General features: G+C 72.0%; 11 protein-coding genes and 1 riboswitch. Of the genes, 3 read left to right on the top strand and 8 right to left on the bottom strand.

Annotated elements, in window-relative coordinates; genetic code table 11:
• Nucleotides 1-7 precede the first annotated feature (7 nt).
• The 4 genes from JAN01S_RS02160 to mraZ all read right to left on the bottom strand — a co-directional run bounded on the left by JAN01S_RS02160 (nt 8) and on the right by mraZ (nt 4317).
• The gene (locus JAN01S_RS02160) at nt 8-2080 is read right to left on the bottom strand and encodes a peptidoglycan D,D-transpeptidase FtsI family protein (RefSeq protein ID WP_244884721.1); all 2073 of its coding nucleotides are present in this window, start codon (nt 2078-2080) and stop codon (nt 8-10) included.
• Between the two features lie 46 nt (nt 2081-2126).
• Nucleotides 2127-2732: a cell division protein FtsL gene (ftsL, locus tag JAN01S_RS02155; RefSeq protein ID WP_068312990.1), complete on the bottom strand. Its 606-nt coding sequence runs from the start codon at nt 2730-2732 to the stop codon at nt 2127-2129.
• 3 nt (nt 2733-2735) lie between these two features.
• Nucleotides 2736-3734 (bottom strand): 16S rRNA (cytosine(1402)-N(4))-methyltransferase RsmH, encoded by a 999-nt coding sequence (gene rsmH, locus JAN01S_RS02150; RefSeq protein ID WP_068313118.1) that lies wholly within the window; start codon nt 3732-3734, stop codon nt 2736-2738.
• A 151-nt stretch (nt 3735-3885) separates the two neighbouring features.
• Nucleotides 3886-4317 carry a division/cell wall cluster transcriptional repressor MraZ gene (mraZ, locus tag JAN01S_RS02145; RefSeq protein ID WP_068312986.1) on the bottom strand — a complete coding sequence of 144 codons (432 nt, stop codon included), beginning with the start codon at nt 4315-4317 and terminating at the stop codon, nt 3886-3888.
• 323 nt (nt 4318-4640) lie between these two features.
• On the opposite strand from mraZ, the gene JAN01S_RS02140 reads away from it, so the two are divergent.
• Genes JAN01S_RS02140 through JAN01S_RS02130 form a run of 3 tightly spaced genes read left to right on the top strand, consistent with a single transcriptional unit; the run spans nt 4641 to nt 9173 of the window.
• Entirely contained in the window at nt 4641-5633 is a 993-nt protein-coding gene (locus JAN01S_RS02140; protein ID WP_217999989.1) for an AAA family ATPase, read from the top strand.
• A gap of 10 nt (nt 5634-5643) precedes the next feature.
• Complete coding sequence (locus JAN01S_RS02135) at nt 5644-6858, top strand: DUF58 domain-containing protein (protein ID WP_068312979.1); 1215 nt, start codon at nt 5644-5646, stop codon at nt 6856-6858.
• On the top strand, nt 6855-9173 hold the full coding sequence (locus JAN01S_RS02130) for a transglutaminase TgpA family protein (protein WP_157075559.1): 2319 nt from the start codon (nt 6855-6857) through the stop codon (nt 9171-9173). The genes JAN01S_RS02135 and JAN01S_RS02130 overlap by 4 nt, the downstream gene beginning before the upstream one ends.
• 246 nt (nt 9174-9419) lie before the next feature.
• Here the strand turns inward: JAN01S_RS02130 and JAN01S_RS02125 are convergent, their stop codons facing one another.
• The 4 genes from JAN01S_RS02125 to JAN01S_RS02110 form a co-directional block, all read right to left on the bottom strand.
• A complete protein-coding gene (locus tag JAN01S_RS02125) occupies nt 9420-10979 on the bottom strand; it encodes an RNA polymerase sigma factor (RefSeq protein ID WP_084359942.1) in 1560 nt (519 codons plus the stop codon).
• Nucleotides 10980-11164: 185 nt separating this feature from the next.
• Nucleotides 11165-11563 (bottom strand): universal stress protein, encoded by a 399-nt coding sequence (locus tag JAN01S_RS02120; protein WP_068312970.1) that lies wholly within the window; start codon nt 11561-11563, stop codon nt 11165-11167.
• 49 nt (nt 11564-11612) lie between these two features.
• Nucleotides 11613-12797 (bottom strand): homoserine O-acetyltransferase MetX, encoded by a 1185-nt coding sequence (gene metX, locus JAN01S_RS02115; RefSeq protein ID WP_068313113.1) that lies wholly within the window; start codon nt 12795-12797, stop codon nt 11613-11615.
• 15 nt (nt 12798-12812) lie between these two features.
• Nucleotides 12813-12922: riboswitch (SAM riboswitch) on the bottom strand.
• A gap of 64 nt (nt 12923-12986) precedes the next feature.
• Nucleotides 12987-14034, bottom strand: a 1048-nt coding sequence (locus JAN01S_RS02110) for a DUF4192 domain-containing protein (protein WP_068312967.1), incomplete at its 5' end; no start/stop codon positions are given.

Raw genomic sequence — 14034 nt, 5'->3', positions numbered from 1 at the left:
GGAGACCTTACCCCGCGCCGTTGGGACCGCGGTCCATCAGCAGACCCGGGGTGTCGGCGTCGGGTCGCTGCGGCAGCTTGGTCTTGACCTTGGGCGCCTTGGCGTCCTGCGGGGTCGGCGGGACCTTTTCCTTTTGCAGGGCGTAGGTCATGACGTCCTTGAAGACGGGCGCGGCGACGGTGCCGCCGTAGTAGCCCTTGATCGGACGCTGGAGGATCACCGAGACGACGAGCTGCGGGTCGTCGGCCGGCGCGAAGCCGATGAAGCTCGCGGTCTTGCCGGAGTAGCCCCCCGCCTCGGAGTCGTAGCGGTCGGCGGTGCCGGTCTTGCCGGCGACGCGGTAGCCCTTGATCTTGGCCTGCGGCGCCGTGCCCTCGTCCGAGACGACGCCCTCGAGCATCCGGGCGACCTGGTTGGCGGTCTCCTTGGACACCGCCTGGGTGCGCTTGCCCGCAGGCGCCGGGTCCCAGCCGCCCTCGCCGTCGCTCGTCTCCTTGACGAAGGTCGGGCTGATCCGCACCCCGTCGTTGGCGATGGCCTGGAAGACATTGGTCACCTGGACGGCGGTCGTCGAGACGCCCTGGCCGTAGGTGATCGTCGCCCGCTGCGAGCCGCTCCAGTCCTCCGAGGGCGGCAGCAGGCCGGCGGACTCACCGGGGAACCCGGAGCCGCTCTTGGAGCCGAAGCCGAACTTGCGCAGGTACTCCTCGAGCGTCTTCGGCTCCATCGTCTCGCCGATGAGGATCGTGCCCGTGTTGCTCGACTGGGCCAGTGCACCGGCGACGGTGCGGTACTCGTCGGGGTGCGGGTGCGAGTCGCTCAGCCGGCGGTTGCCACGGGTCACGGCCCCCGGGAGGATCATCGGCGTGTCCGGCTCGATCGTGTCCTCCTCGAGGCCGGCGGCCACGGTGAGGATCTTCGAGGTGGAGCCGGGCTCGAAGACGTCGCTGAAGGCGAGGTTGGTGTAGACACCCTTGCCGTCGCCGAGGTTGTTGGGGTCGAAGGTCGGGTACGAGGCCAGGGCGACGAGCTCACCGGTGTCGACGCGCTGGACGACGATCGTGCCGGAGAGCGCCTTGGTCTTCTTGACCTGGTCGGCCAGCGCGTTCTGCGCGTACCACTGGATGTCGTTGTCGATCGTCAGCCGCACGTCCTTGCCGGCGGTCGCGGAGCTGACGTCGTCGGAGGCGTTGGGCAGGCGCGAGCCGTCCTGGGCGATCTCGTAGGTCGCCTTGCCGGGGGTGCCCTTGAGCAGGTCGTCGAGCTGCAGCTCGAGCCCGCCGCCGGCCGTCTGGTCCTGCGGCTGCACGAAGCCCACGAGCGAGGCGACGGTCGTCGACTGCGGGTAGGTGCGCTGCGAGGAGCGCTCCGAGTAGATGCCGGGGATGCCCAGGGCGTTGATGCGCCGCCAGGTGAGGGGCGAGATGTTCTTGGCGAGGACGCGGTAGCGCAGGTCGCCGGTCATCTTCGGCTCCAGGTCCTCGGCGGACTCGCCGAGGATCTTGGCCAGGTCCTGCGTGGCGCCCTTGACCCCGACCGTGGTCTCGGTGCCGTCGACGCTCTTCTCGTACTCGGGCACCGCGGTCTGGTCGACGACGACGGTGCGGCGCTCCTGGCTCTGCGCCAGGACGGTGCCGTTGGCATCGAAGATCGTGCCGCGGTGCGCGGGGATCGCCTCGGTCTGGGTGCGCTGGGCCAGGGCGTCCCGGGCCACCGCCTCGGAGTCGAAGCCCTGGATCCGCAGCAGCTGCGCGGCGAAGAGGCTGAGCACGATGAGCGAGACGACCATCAGCCCGCGCATCCGGGCGCGCGGGTTGCCGACCGCCACGGCGGGAGCGGGGGTGCGCGCCGGCGCCCGCTTCGCGGCCGGCCGCCGGGGCGGGGCCGAGCGGGCGGGAGCCTTCTTCGCCGGTGCCTTCTTCGCCGGTGCCTTCTTGGCGGGGACCTGCTGGGCGGAGGCCTTCTTGGCGGACGGGCGCCCGCCGACGGGACGCTTGGCGGCTGCCTTGCGGGCCGGGGTCGACGGCTGGCCCGTGGGTCGCCCGGTGCCCCGGGGACGGTCGGGTCGGCGCTGGGTCAACGTGCGTCCCCTCTGCTGCTCGGCGGTGCGGTCGTGCGGTGGTCGGTCAGTCCCCGGACGAGACCTTCTCGTCCGCGGACTTCTTCGTGTCCGTCGATGACTTCTTCTCGTCGGACTTCTTGTTGTCCGAGGACTTCTTCTCGGAGCTCTTGGTGGTGTCCTTGTCGGCGCTGTCCCCGGCGCCGTCGGACGCGGCGGTCGAGGAGCCGCTCGGCTCGTCGGCGGTGCTCGTCGCGGCTGCTCCCACGTTAAATCCGTCCGGCGCCTTCGCCACCTCCGCCACGCCGAGGACCTTGCCCTTGTCGACGTCGATGAAGGCGGCGCTGCCGGCCGGGACCATCCCGAGCTCGTCGGCGCGCAGGGCGAGCCGCTGCGGGGCGGCCTTGTCGTTGACCTGCTGGGCCAGGGAGTCCTCGGTGTCGGCGAGGCTCGCCGAGCGCGCCTCGAGGGCGGAGACCTCGAAGGAGCTCTGGGCCATCGAGGTGTTGAGGCCGAGCACGGCTCCCAGGCCGGCGAGCATGAGGACGACGCAGAGCACGGGGAACCACGGGGACCCGGCCCGGTCGGCGGGGGTGACCACCTGCAGCGCGGGGCGCTCCCGCCGCGCGGGTGCGCGACGGGCGACGGTGGTGGCGACGGTCGACTGGCTCATCGGTCAGGCACCTTTCGTGCGGCGGGGAGTTCGGATGCGTTCGGCCGCCCGCAGGCGGACGGAGGCGGATCGGGGGTTGGTGGCGAGCTCGTCCTCGCCGGGGGTCATGGCGCCACGGGTGAGCAGCCGCAGCTCGGGGGCGTGCTCGGGCAGCTCGACGGGCAGACCGGCGGGGGTGGTGGACGCGGCACCGGCGGCCAAGGCCCGTTTGGTGATCCGGTCCTCGAGGGAGTGGAAGGACAGGACCGCGATGCGACCGCCGACGGCGACCCGCTCGAGGGCGACCGGGATCGCCCGCGACCAGCCAGCGAGCTCCTCGTTGACCTCGATGCGCAGCGCCTGGAAGGTCCGCTTGGCCGGGTGGCCGCCGCCGCGCTGGGAGGCCATCGGGATCGTCGAGCGGAGCAGCTCCACGAGCCGCGCGGACCGGTCGAAGGGGGTGACCTCCCGCTCGCGGACGATCGCGCCGGCGATCTTGCGAGCGAACCGCTCCTCGCCGTAGTCGGAGAGCACGCGCGCCAGGTCGCGGGCGTCGTAGGTGTTGAGCACGTCGGCGGCCGTCATCCCGGTCGTGGGGTCCATCCGCATGTCGAGCGGCGCGTCGTGGGCGTAGGCGAAGCCCCGCTCGGTCTCGTCGAGCTGCAGGGAGGAGACCCCGAGGTCGAAGAAGGCGGAGGTGACGGTCTCGATGCCGAGGTCGTCGAGGACGGCGCCGATCTCGTCGTTGACCGCGTGCACGAGGGTGGCGCGCTCACCGAAGGGGGCGAGCCGCTCCCCCGCCAGGCGCAGCGCCTGGGGGTCGCGGTCGATGCCGATGAGGCGCACCTGCGGGTCGGCCTCGAGCACGGCCTGCGCGTGGCCGCCCATGCCGAGGGTCCCGTCGACGTGGATCGCGCCCGGCGTGGAGAGCGCGGGCGCGAGCAGGTCGAGGACCTCGGGGAGCATGACGGGCACGTGGCGGGAGGCTGCGTCGCGTCCGCCGCCGGTGTCGATGTGCTCCATCCCGCTCCCTTCCTGCTCGTCGCTCGTGTCCGGCATGTGGTGGGTGATCCCTGGTCCGTGTGCTGCTGCCACCTGGTCCCCATCCGGGACGTTCCGGCCCGGGGGAAGTCGGGTCGGCGCCGTCACGGCTGGAGGCCGGATGGCAGCTGCCTCACATGAGTCCGGGGATCACCTCCTCGGACTGGTCGGCGAAGGCCTGCTCGGTGCTGGCCAGGTACTCGTTCCACGCGGCGGTGTCCCAGACCTCGACGCGGGCGCCGGTGCCGATGACCGTGCAGTCGCGGTCGAGGCCGGCGTACTGGCGCAGGGCGGCGGGCACGGTGACCCGGCCCTGCTTGTCCGGGATCTCGTCGCTCGCGCCGGAGAGGAAGACGCGCATGTAGTCGCGCGCGGCCTTGCTCGAGGTGGGGGCCTCCTGGAACTTCTGCGTGATCTTCGTGAACTCGTCGATGGGGAAGACGTAGAGGCAGCGCTCCTGGCCACGGGTCATGACGAGGCCGCCGGCGAGCTTGTCGCGGAACTTCGCGGGGAGGAAGAGGCGTCCCTTGTCGTCGAGCTTGGGGGTGTGCGTGCCGAGGAACATCGCGGCCACCTCCCCTTCACGTCGACCCGGATGGCTCCCTGCGCTTCCTTGATCCCCCACTTTACTCCACCTAGGTCCTCCACGACACCCATTTCCCCCATTTCCTCGCGAAAACTTGCTGGGTTTTCCCTGACAAATCAGGGGTGGTGCAAAGTGGGGGGATTTTTCACCCCGGAGGCCGAAGGGAGGGCCGCGCCCCTCCCTTCGCGCTCGTCGTGCAGGCTCATCGGGCGCTGGCGGGGGGCGCAGGGCCCGTGGCGACGTAGGGTCGGGTGCACAGCGGAGCGAAGTGGGGCGGCGCAGTCGTCCGGATCGGAGTCGTGGTGACCCTCAGCAGGGAGAGCACCCCGTCGGTGCAGGCGCCCAGTGCCGACCTCGAGCACGTCGTGCGCGTCGGTGAGGAGCTCGCCTCGGCGATGAACGCCGTCATCGAGGGCAAGCCCGATGTCGTGCACACCGCGATCACCGTCCTGCTCGCCGAGGGGCACCTGCTCATCGAGGACGTCCCCGGCGTCGGCAAGACGATGCTCGCCAAGACGCTCGCCCGCAGCATCGACGTCACGGTCCGCCGGGTGCAGTTCACCCCCGACCTGCTGCCGAGTGACATCACGGGCGTGAGCATCTACAACCAGGAGCAGCACGCCTTCGAGTTCCGCCCGGGCGCCGTCTTCGCCAATGTCGTGGTCGGCGACGAGATCAACCGCGCGTCACCCAAGGCGCAGTCCGCCCTCCTCGAGTGCATGGAGGAGGCGCAGGTGACGGTCGACGGCCACACCTACGACCTCCCGCACCCCTTCATCATCATGGCGACGCAGAACCCCGTGGAGATGGAGGGCACCTACCCGCTGCCGGAGGCGCAGCGAGACCGCTTCATGGCACGGCTGTCGATGGGCTACCCGACGCCCGCCGCCGAGGTCGCGATGCTCGACCACCACGGTGCGGCCTCCCCGCTCGAGCGGCTGCGGCCGGTCACCGACGCCGAGGGCATCAGCCGGCTCATCGGCGCGGTGCGCACGGTGCACGCCTCCCCCGCGGTGCGCCAGTACGTCGTCGACATCGCGGCCGGCACCCGTCGCAGCTCGCTCATCCGGCTCGGCGCCTCCCCGCGCGCGACGCTGCACCTGCTGCGGGCGGGTCGCGCCCGGGCCGCGCTGCAGGGTCGCGACCACGTCCTGCCGGACGACATCCAGGCCATCGCCCCCGTCGTGCTGGCCCACCGGTTGCTGTTGAGCAGCGAGGCCCAGCTGGCCCGCCGCGAGCCGCTCGACATCGTGGCCGATCTGGTGCAGCACACCCGCGTCCCGGCTGCGAGATGAGGCGGTCCCGGTGACGGTGCGGGGGCGACTCTTCCTGGGCGCCGGCGCGCTCGTCACCTTCGCGGGGCTCGTCCTGGGCCTGCAGGACTTGACCAAGGTCGGCGCCCTCCTCCTGCTGCTGCCGGCGCTGGCCCTCCTCCTTGCCCGCCGTGACCTCGACCTCGAGGTGCAGCGCAGCGTCGCACCGGCCCGGATCGCGACCGACGGGCACGCCGACGTCACCGTGCAGGTGAGCAATGTCGGGCGTCTGCCGACCCCGCTCCTGCGCGGTGAGGAGGGACTGGCGTACGCCCTCGGCGACCGTCCGCACCTGCTCGTCCCCCGGCTCGACGCCCAGAAGCGCCGCCGGATGACCTACCGGGTGCGCTCCCACGTGCGGGGCCACCACCGCATCGGGCCGCTGGCCGTGCGCGTCAACGACCCCTTCGGCCTCGCGACCCGGGCTGTGGACCTGCCCGGTGAGACCACGCTCGTCGTGCTCCCCCGCGTCCTGCCACTCACCCCCGTGCGCGGCGTGGCCGCCGGCGGGGGCGGCGAGACCTCCACCTCCCCGCGGGTGGCCCTCCACGGCGAGGACGACGTGGGCGTGCGCGAGTACCGCATCGGCGACGACCTGCGCCGCATCCACTGGCGCTCGACCGCGCGCACCGGGCAGACGATGGTGCGCCAGGACGAGCAGCCCACCCGACGCCGCGCCCTCGTGCTGCTCGACGACCGCGCGTCGGCCCACGCGGGCACCGGGGACGGCGGGTCCTTCGAGTGGTCGGTGACGGCCGTGGCCTCCGTCGTCACGCTGCTGCTCGGTGAGCGCTTCGAGGTGCACCTGTCCCTCGCCTCGGATGAGACCGGTGTCGTGCTGCCCCTCGAGAGCCTCGACCACGCCCTCGACCGTCTGGCGGCGGTGCAACCGTCACCGACGACCTCGCCGCGCGGGCTCGTCGAGGTGCTGCAGGACTTCACCCAGCACGGCGGTGGTCTGGTCGTCGCCGTGCTGGGTGGCCTCGACGAGGAGGTCGCGGCGATGTGCGCGGCGAGCAGCCGCACGGGCATCGCGCTCGTCATCGACCGCGGCGGGTTCTCCGCCGGGGGCGACGCCGCGGGCCCCGCTGATGTCACGGCCCAGCAGCTGGCGAGCGGCGGGTGGCGGGCCGAGGTCGTGCGGCCCGGAGCCGGCCTCGCCGAGACCTGGGCCCGCGCGAGCGTCGGGATGGGGGCCACGCGATGAGGTACGAGCCGCGCGTGGTCGCCGGCCTGCTCGCCGCCGTCGCGACCTTCGTCGTCATGCTCCCGATCCGACGACTCTTCGAGGAGGCCACCTGGGTGGTGCCCGCCGTCTTCGGCATCGGCGTCGTCGCCGTCTCCGGCATGGTGCTGCGGGCGCTCACCTCGCGTGCGGGACTCATCATCCTCGGGCAGAGCCTGGTCACCGCCCTCTACGTCCTGGTGACCCAGCTCGGTGAGACCACCCGGCTGGTCGTGCTGCCCACGGCCGCCACGGTCACCGCCCTCGCCGACCACCTCGAGGACGCCCGCGAGACGATCACGAAGTACGCGGCCCCGGCCCCCGCGACCCCCAGCATCGTCGTCGCCCTCGTCATCATCATCGTCGTCGTCGCCCTGGCGGTCGACCTGTCCAGCGCGACGGCGGCCACCCCGGCCATCGCCGGCCTGCCGCTGCTCTCCCTCTTCCTCGTGTCCGCCGCCAACTCCGGTGGCTCGCTCCACGGCCTGTGGTTCGTCGCCGCGGCGACGGCGTGGTTGGCCATGGTCGCCCACCAGTCCGATCTCGACCTGCGCGCCTGGGCCACATCGATCCCACTGATGGCGCAGGGCGACGGTGACGACGTCGCCGCCCGCTCGCACCGCTGGCAGGCCGCGCGCGTCGGCGCCCTCGCCCTCGTCGTCGCCGTCGCGGTCGCGACCTTCGTCCCCCACCTGCCCACCCGCTACGTCCTCGACGGACTGGGCCGCAGCGGGGGCTCCTCCGGAGCGGGTGGTGCGGGGATGCGCCTGTCCACCGAGCTGGACCTGCGACGCAGCCTCGAGTCGCCGAGCCAGGTACCCGTGCTGCGCTACACGACCGATGACCCGACGCCCCAGCCGCTGCGCGTGGCGATCGTCGAGGACTTCGAAGGGGGCTTCGGCCGGATGCGCTCCCGCGCGGTCGAGCCGCGTGAGGGCTTCACCCCGACCGACCCTCTGCTCGGCGTGCCCGAGTCGATCGGTCGCGACCAACGCACGATCGTCGTCGAGGACAACGGGATCGCTGCACCCCAGCTGCCCCTGCCCTGGCTGACCCGCTCGGCGGACCTCGGCGGCATCGCGTGGGCCATGGGTGCGGACGGTACGGCCCGTGTACAGCGCACCCCGGGCACCTACTCGGCCTCCTTCATCGAGCTCGACCCCCAGGACGAGGACTTCGTCGACGCCTTGGAAGCGGGCGGTGACGAGGTCGTCGACGAGACGGCCTACCGCGACTCCTACCTCACCCTCGACAGCGGGTCGGTCGTCGAGATCACCGAGCTGGCCGAGAGCCTCGGCTCCCCCGACGACACCCCCATCCAGGCGGCCCAGGCGATCCAGGAGTACCTGCGTGACCCGCAGTTCGACTACAGCCTCGACCTGCCGACCCGGCCCGAGGGACGCGACCCGATCGTCCACTTCCTCGAGACGAAGGTCGGCTACTGCCAGCAGTTCGCCGCCACGATGACGCTGCTCGCGCGGGCGCGGGGCATCCCCGCCCGGGTCGCCGTCGGCTTCCTGCCCGGCTCCAGCCCGGACGGCCGGCAGCGGATCGTGCGGGCGAGCGACGCCCACGCGTGGCCCGAGCTGTACTTCGAGGGCGTCGGCTGGGTGCGCTTCGAGCCGACGCCGGGCCAGCGCGCCGCGAGCGTCCCCGGGTACACGATCGACACCTCGGACTCGACCTCGACGGAGACCACGACGAGGACGACGGAGTCGTCGAGCTCGACGAGCACGACGTCGGAGGCGAGCGACGACACCGCCGTGGACGAGGGCACGGCCCCGACCGACGAGGGCACCCCCCGCTGGGTGTGGTGGCTGCTCGGGCTCCTCGGTGTGCTCGCCGTCCTGTCCATCCTGCCGATCACCGCGCTCCTCGCCCGCCGTCGCGAGCGTCGCACCGCGCGCGACGACGCCGAGCGGGTCGAGCGCGAGTGGCGCGAGCTCGTCACCCAGCTCGACGACCTCGGCATCCGGGCTCCGGTCGGCTCCACGCCCCGGCAGGCCGGCCGGTGGATCGGCCACCGGATGCACCTCGAACCCCCGATGCAGGAGCAGCTCGACCACGTCGTCGCGACGCTCGAGCGGGCCCGCTACGGCGCACCGGGCCAGGACCTGCCGGACATCTCCCGCGAGGTCGGCGCCGTCGTCGACCGGGTCCGATCCAGCCGGCAGCGCAGCGCGCAGGTCCGCTCGCTGCTGTGGCCCCAGGACGGCGTCGACGCGTGGCGCCGCCTCGGACGTCGCGTCGCGGAGGGTGCCAGCGGGATCACCCGCCGCGTCACCGGCCGCCGCTGACGCCCCCTTCGCCCCCGTCCCTCTCTTCCCTGAACACGCGGTCCCGGGTCCAACAGCGCGCATTTGCCCGGGCACATGCGCGGTCCCGGGTCCACCAGCGCGCATTTCCCCGGGGAGATGCGCGGTCCGGGACAGTGGCACGGGGCCCACCCCCTTCGTCCCGTCGCACGCCTCCACCTCCTGCCCCCCGGGGACGACGCAGGCCCCCACCGCGATGGTGGGGGCCTGCGTCGTCGTGCGCGGTGATCAGTCGAGGTAGTCGCGCAGCACCTGCGAGCGGCTCGGGTGGCGCAGCTTGCTCATCGTCTTGGACTCGATCTGGCGGATGCGCTCACGCGTCACGCCGTAGACCTTGCCGATCTCGTCGAGCGTCTTGGGCTGGCCGTCGGTCAGGCCGAAGCGCATCGACACGACGCCGGCCTCGCGCTCGCTGAGCGTGTCGAGGACCGAGTGCAGCTGCTCCTGCAGGAGCGTGAAGCTTACGGCGTCGGCCGGGACGACCGCCTCGGAGTCCTCGATGAGGTCACCGAACTCGGAGTCGCCGTCCTCGCCGAGCGGGGTGTGCAGCGAGATCGGCTCGCGGCCGTACTTCTGGACCTCGACGACCTTTTCGGGCGTCATGTCCAGCTCCTTGGCCAGCTCCTCCGGAGTGGGCTCGCGGCCCAGGTCCTGGAGCATCTGGCGCTGCACTCGGGCGAGCTTGTTGATGACCTCGACCATGTGGACCGGGATGCGGATGGTGCGCGCCTGGTCGGCCATGGCGCGGGTGATGGCCTGGCGGATCCACCACGTCGCGTACGTCGAGAACTTGTAGCCCTTGGTGTAGTCGAACTTCTCGACCGCACGGATCAGGCCGAGGTTGCCCTCCTGGATCAGGTCGAGGAAGAGCATGCCGCGACCGGTGTAGCGCTTGGCCAGCGAGACGACGAGTCGCAGGTTGGCCTCGAGCAGGTGGTTCTTCGCGTTCTTGCCGTCCTGGGCGATCCACCACAGCTCGCGCTTGAACTTCATGTCGATCTTCTCGCCCGAGGCGAGCTTCTCCTCGGCGAAGAGGCCGGCCTCGATGCGCTTGGCCAGCTCGACCTCCTGCTCGGCGTTGAGGAGGGCGACCTTGCCGATCTGCTTGAGGTAGTCCTTGACCGGGTCGGCGGTGGCGCCGGCGGTGACGACCTGCTGCGCGGGCGCGTCGTCCTCGTCGTCGTTGCTGATCGTGAAGCCGGACTTCTCGTCCTGCTCCTCGGGCTTTTCGGCGGCCTTGGGGTCCTCGTGCAGGACGTCGTCCTCGCCGGGCGCCGGCTCCTCGGCCGTCGTCGTCGTCGGGTTGGCGGCGGCCTTCGCCGCGGTCGCCTTCTTGGCCGCGGTCTTCTTCGCCGCAGCCTTCTTGGCCGGGGCGGCGGCAGCGGCAGCTGCGGTCTTGGTGGTCGCCTTGGCGGCGGCCTTCGTTGCGGTCTTCTTCGCGGGGGCCGCGGCCTTCGTGGCCGGCGTCGCTGCCTTCTTGGCGGCCGTGGTCTTCTTCACTGCGGCCTTCTTGGCGGGAGCCTTCTTGGCGGGAGCCTTCTTGGCGGTCGTCTTCTTCGCGGTGGACTCTGGCACCTGAACCTCGATTCCCTGGTCGTCGAGCGCCCGCAGGACGACCCGACCCCGGCTGGGGCTGATCTTCGCCTCGCTGAATGCGGCCTGCAGTTGATCGCTGGTGATGGATCCGGTCGTGTGGCCCACCCGGACCAGCTCCTGGAGCGAAGGGTGCGCGAACTCCTTGGGGAGGGAGTCCTGCGCCCCGGAGGAGCGTGGGGACACAGCAGTCACCAACAACCTTTCGTCACGGAGGATTCCGCCGGGACCGACGTGGGTGGCGTGTGACCTCGTCTGCCCGACTCGCCCGGACGCTGTGCGCTGGGCTCGTGACCATTATAAAACGTGCCGGTGGAGAATGCCGCAGCGGGCGCTCCTCGGAGCGCCCGCTGCGGTGGTGCGAGGTGGATGGGAGCGCCTCAGCGCGCCTTGACCGCGAGCACGTCGCACGGTGCGTCGAGCAGCACGCGCTGGGCGTTGGAGCCGAGGATGAGCTTGCCCACGGGGGTGCGCTTGCGCAGGCCGATGATGATCAGGTCGGCGTCGGTCTCCTCGGCGACGACGATGAGGTCCTCGGCCGGCTCCTTGCCGCGGACGAGGCCGCGGACCTCGCCCTCGACGCCCGCCTCCTCGAGGCGGGCCCGGACCTGCCGGAGGTCGTCCTCGTTCTTGCGCGCGCTGTCGCCACTCAACCCGGCACCGCCGCGGTCGGAGTGGATGACGACGAGCTTGTCCTGGCGCAGGCGGCACTCCTCGAAGGCCCGCTCGAGGGCGGCCTCGCCTTCCTTGGTCGACACGTAACCCACGACGATCGTCATCGGTGCTCCTCGTCAGATGTGATGGCTGGACTGGACCTGTTGGATGACGCTACACCGCGCCAGCGTGACCTGTCTCACTCCCGTGCTCCGTGTCGTCGACGGACCCTCCGGAGACGACCTCGCGCAGCAGTCGGGCGACCTGCTCGACCTCGGTGAGGAACCCGTCGTGACCGACGATCGAGCTGATCGTCGCGAGCTCGGAGCGCGGGTGCGCCTGTGCCAGTTCCTCGGAGAGGCGCGGCGGGTAGAGCCGGTCGGAGTCGACGGGCACGAGGACGAGACGACCGGCGAAGGGGGCCAGCGCAGCGGCCGTGCCACCGCGCCCGCGACCGATGTCGTGGGAGTTCATGGCCTCGGACAGCACGATGTAGGAGTTGGCGTCGAAGCGCCCGGCGAGCTTGCCGCCGTGGTGGTCGAGGTAGCTCTCGATCGTGTAGCGGGGGCGGCCGCTCTCCCCCGCCGCCTCGTCCTGCACGTCCCGGCCGAAGCGCTCGTGCAGCTCGAGCTCGCTGCGGTAGGTGACGTGGGCGATGCGGCGGGCGATGCCCAGCCCGACCTCTGGGCCCTGGGGGTGCTCGTAGTAGTCGCCGTCGGCGAACCACGGGTCATTGCGGATCGCGAGGATCTGGGTCTGGCTCCAGGCGATCTGCTCGGCCGTCGCGTAGCCGGTGGACGCGAGTGCGATCGCGGTACCGACCCGGTCGGGGTGGGACGCGACCCACTCGAGGGTGCGCATGCCACCCATCGAACCGCCGATCACCGTGTGCCAGCGCTCGATGCCGAGCTGGTCGGCCAGCCGTGCCTCGGCGGCGACCTGGTCGCGGATCGTCAGGCGGGGGAACCGACTGCCCCAGGCGCGCCCGTCGGCGGCCCGGGAGCCGGGACCGGTGCTGCCCTGGCACCCGCCGAGGACGTTGATGGCCACGACGAAGTACTCATCGGTGTCGAGGAGCGCGCCGGATCCGACGAGTCCCGGCCACCAGCCGGCCGTCGGGTGGCCGTGGCCCGCGGGCCCGACGACGTGGCTGTCGCCGGTGAGGGCGTGCTCGACGAGGATGGCGTTGTCGCGCGAGGCGTTGAGCTCGCCCCAGGTCTCGTAGGCGAGGACGACCCCCGGCAGGTGCTCGCCGGACTCGAGCGACAGGTCACCGATCTGCGCGAACCGGCGGTCGCCGGGCGCGTCGCCGTCGCGCCACAGCGCGGGGTTGGTGGGGGGTGTGGTGGTAACGCTCATCAGCACGTCTCCCGGGGCTCGCCTTGCCACATCACCTCGATGCAGCCGGGTCATCACCCGGGGCACCCCGTCGCGAGGAGGGTTGCCGGCCAGCAAGCCGGGGCTTGACGCTGGCGCTCATGACCTGCCGTCCATGCTAACCGTCCGGGTGGCCCGGATCGAGCCCGGTCCGCTGTGCGGACCCGAGCGTCAGGCGGCCGATCCGGGCAGCCCGTCGGAGAGTGCGACCTCCCACGGCCGCAGTCCGTGCGAGAGCAGCTGGAGCAGCAGCCACGACAGACGGTGGTCCGGGTCGATCTCCAGCGCGCGCTCGAAGCACATGCCGGCGAGCGTCCCGTCACCCTCCCACCACGAGAGCAGGCCGGTGAGCGTCACGAGCGAAGGGGTCAGGACCTGCGGCACGAGCGCTGCCACCTGCGCGAGTCTCCCGCGCACGGCGACGACGTCCTCGTGCTCGTGGTCAGGGACGTCAGCCGGGTGGGGAGTCGCGTCGTCGCCCACCCACGGGCACCGGGCGGCGGCTCGTCGCGCCAGGTCGGCGACCGGGCCGGGCATGGCCGCCAGCGAGAGCGACCCCGGGCACAGCACGCTGATGAGGGCATCACGCCAGTGCACGTCGAGCAGGGAGTCCACGACGAGTCGCAGCTCGTCGTCCGGCATCTCGGTCACGGGCACCGCGTCCCTCGCGGGGTCGAGCACCGAGGACCACACGTGCGCGAGCCGGTGGTCGTCGGCGCCGACCGCGAGCGACCGTCCCCCTCCGGATGCCGCGGCGACGCACGCGGCGCGCTCCTCGTCGCGCTCGGGCAGGACCTGCTCGACATGGTCCTCACGGGTGGGCAGCGGATGGACCCCGGCACGGACGAAGGGAGCAACCGCCGGCACGTCGGCCGGTCGCGGCAGCCGCTGCGTGCTCGTGCGCCCGTCGTCGTCGGTGAGGTGGCCGTGGCCGTCGCGCACGACGAGACGGACCCCGACGGACAGGCCCGCCGCGGTCGCGGCGTCGCTGATCGCCTCGAGGAGACGGCTCGTCTGCCAGGGCGCGTCCTCGAAGCCGAAGAGCAGGATCGCGTCGGCCCCGTCGCGCTCGAGGACCTCGAGGGCACGGGCGGCTGCGACCTCGCAGTGGTCGCGGTCGTCGGAGACGTCATGACGCTGGACCACTCCGGCGGTGCGGCCGTGCATGGCGACGACGACGACCGACCTGCGCGGGTGGTAGCCGAGCCGGTACGGCAGG

Origin of the sequence: Janibacter anophelis NBRC 107843, from assembly GCF_001570945.1 — a bacterium.
Taxonomy (GTDB): domain Bacteria; phylum Actinomycetota; class Actinomycetes; order Actinomycetales; family Dermatophilaceae; genus Janibacter; species Janibacter anophelis.
Note: the sequence above shows the minus strand (reverse complement) of the source record. Positions and strands in the feature narration are given on the sequence as shown.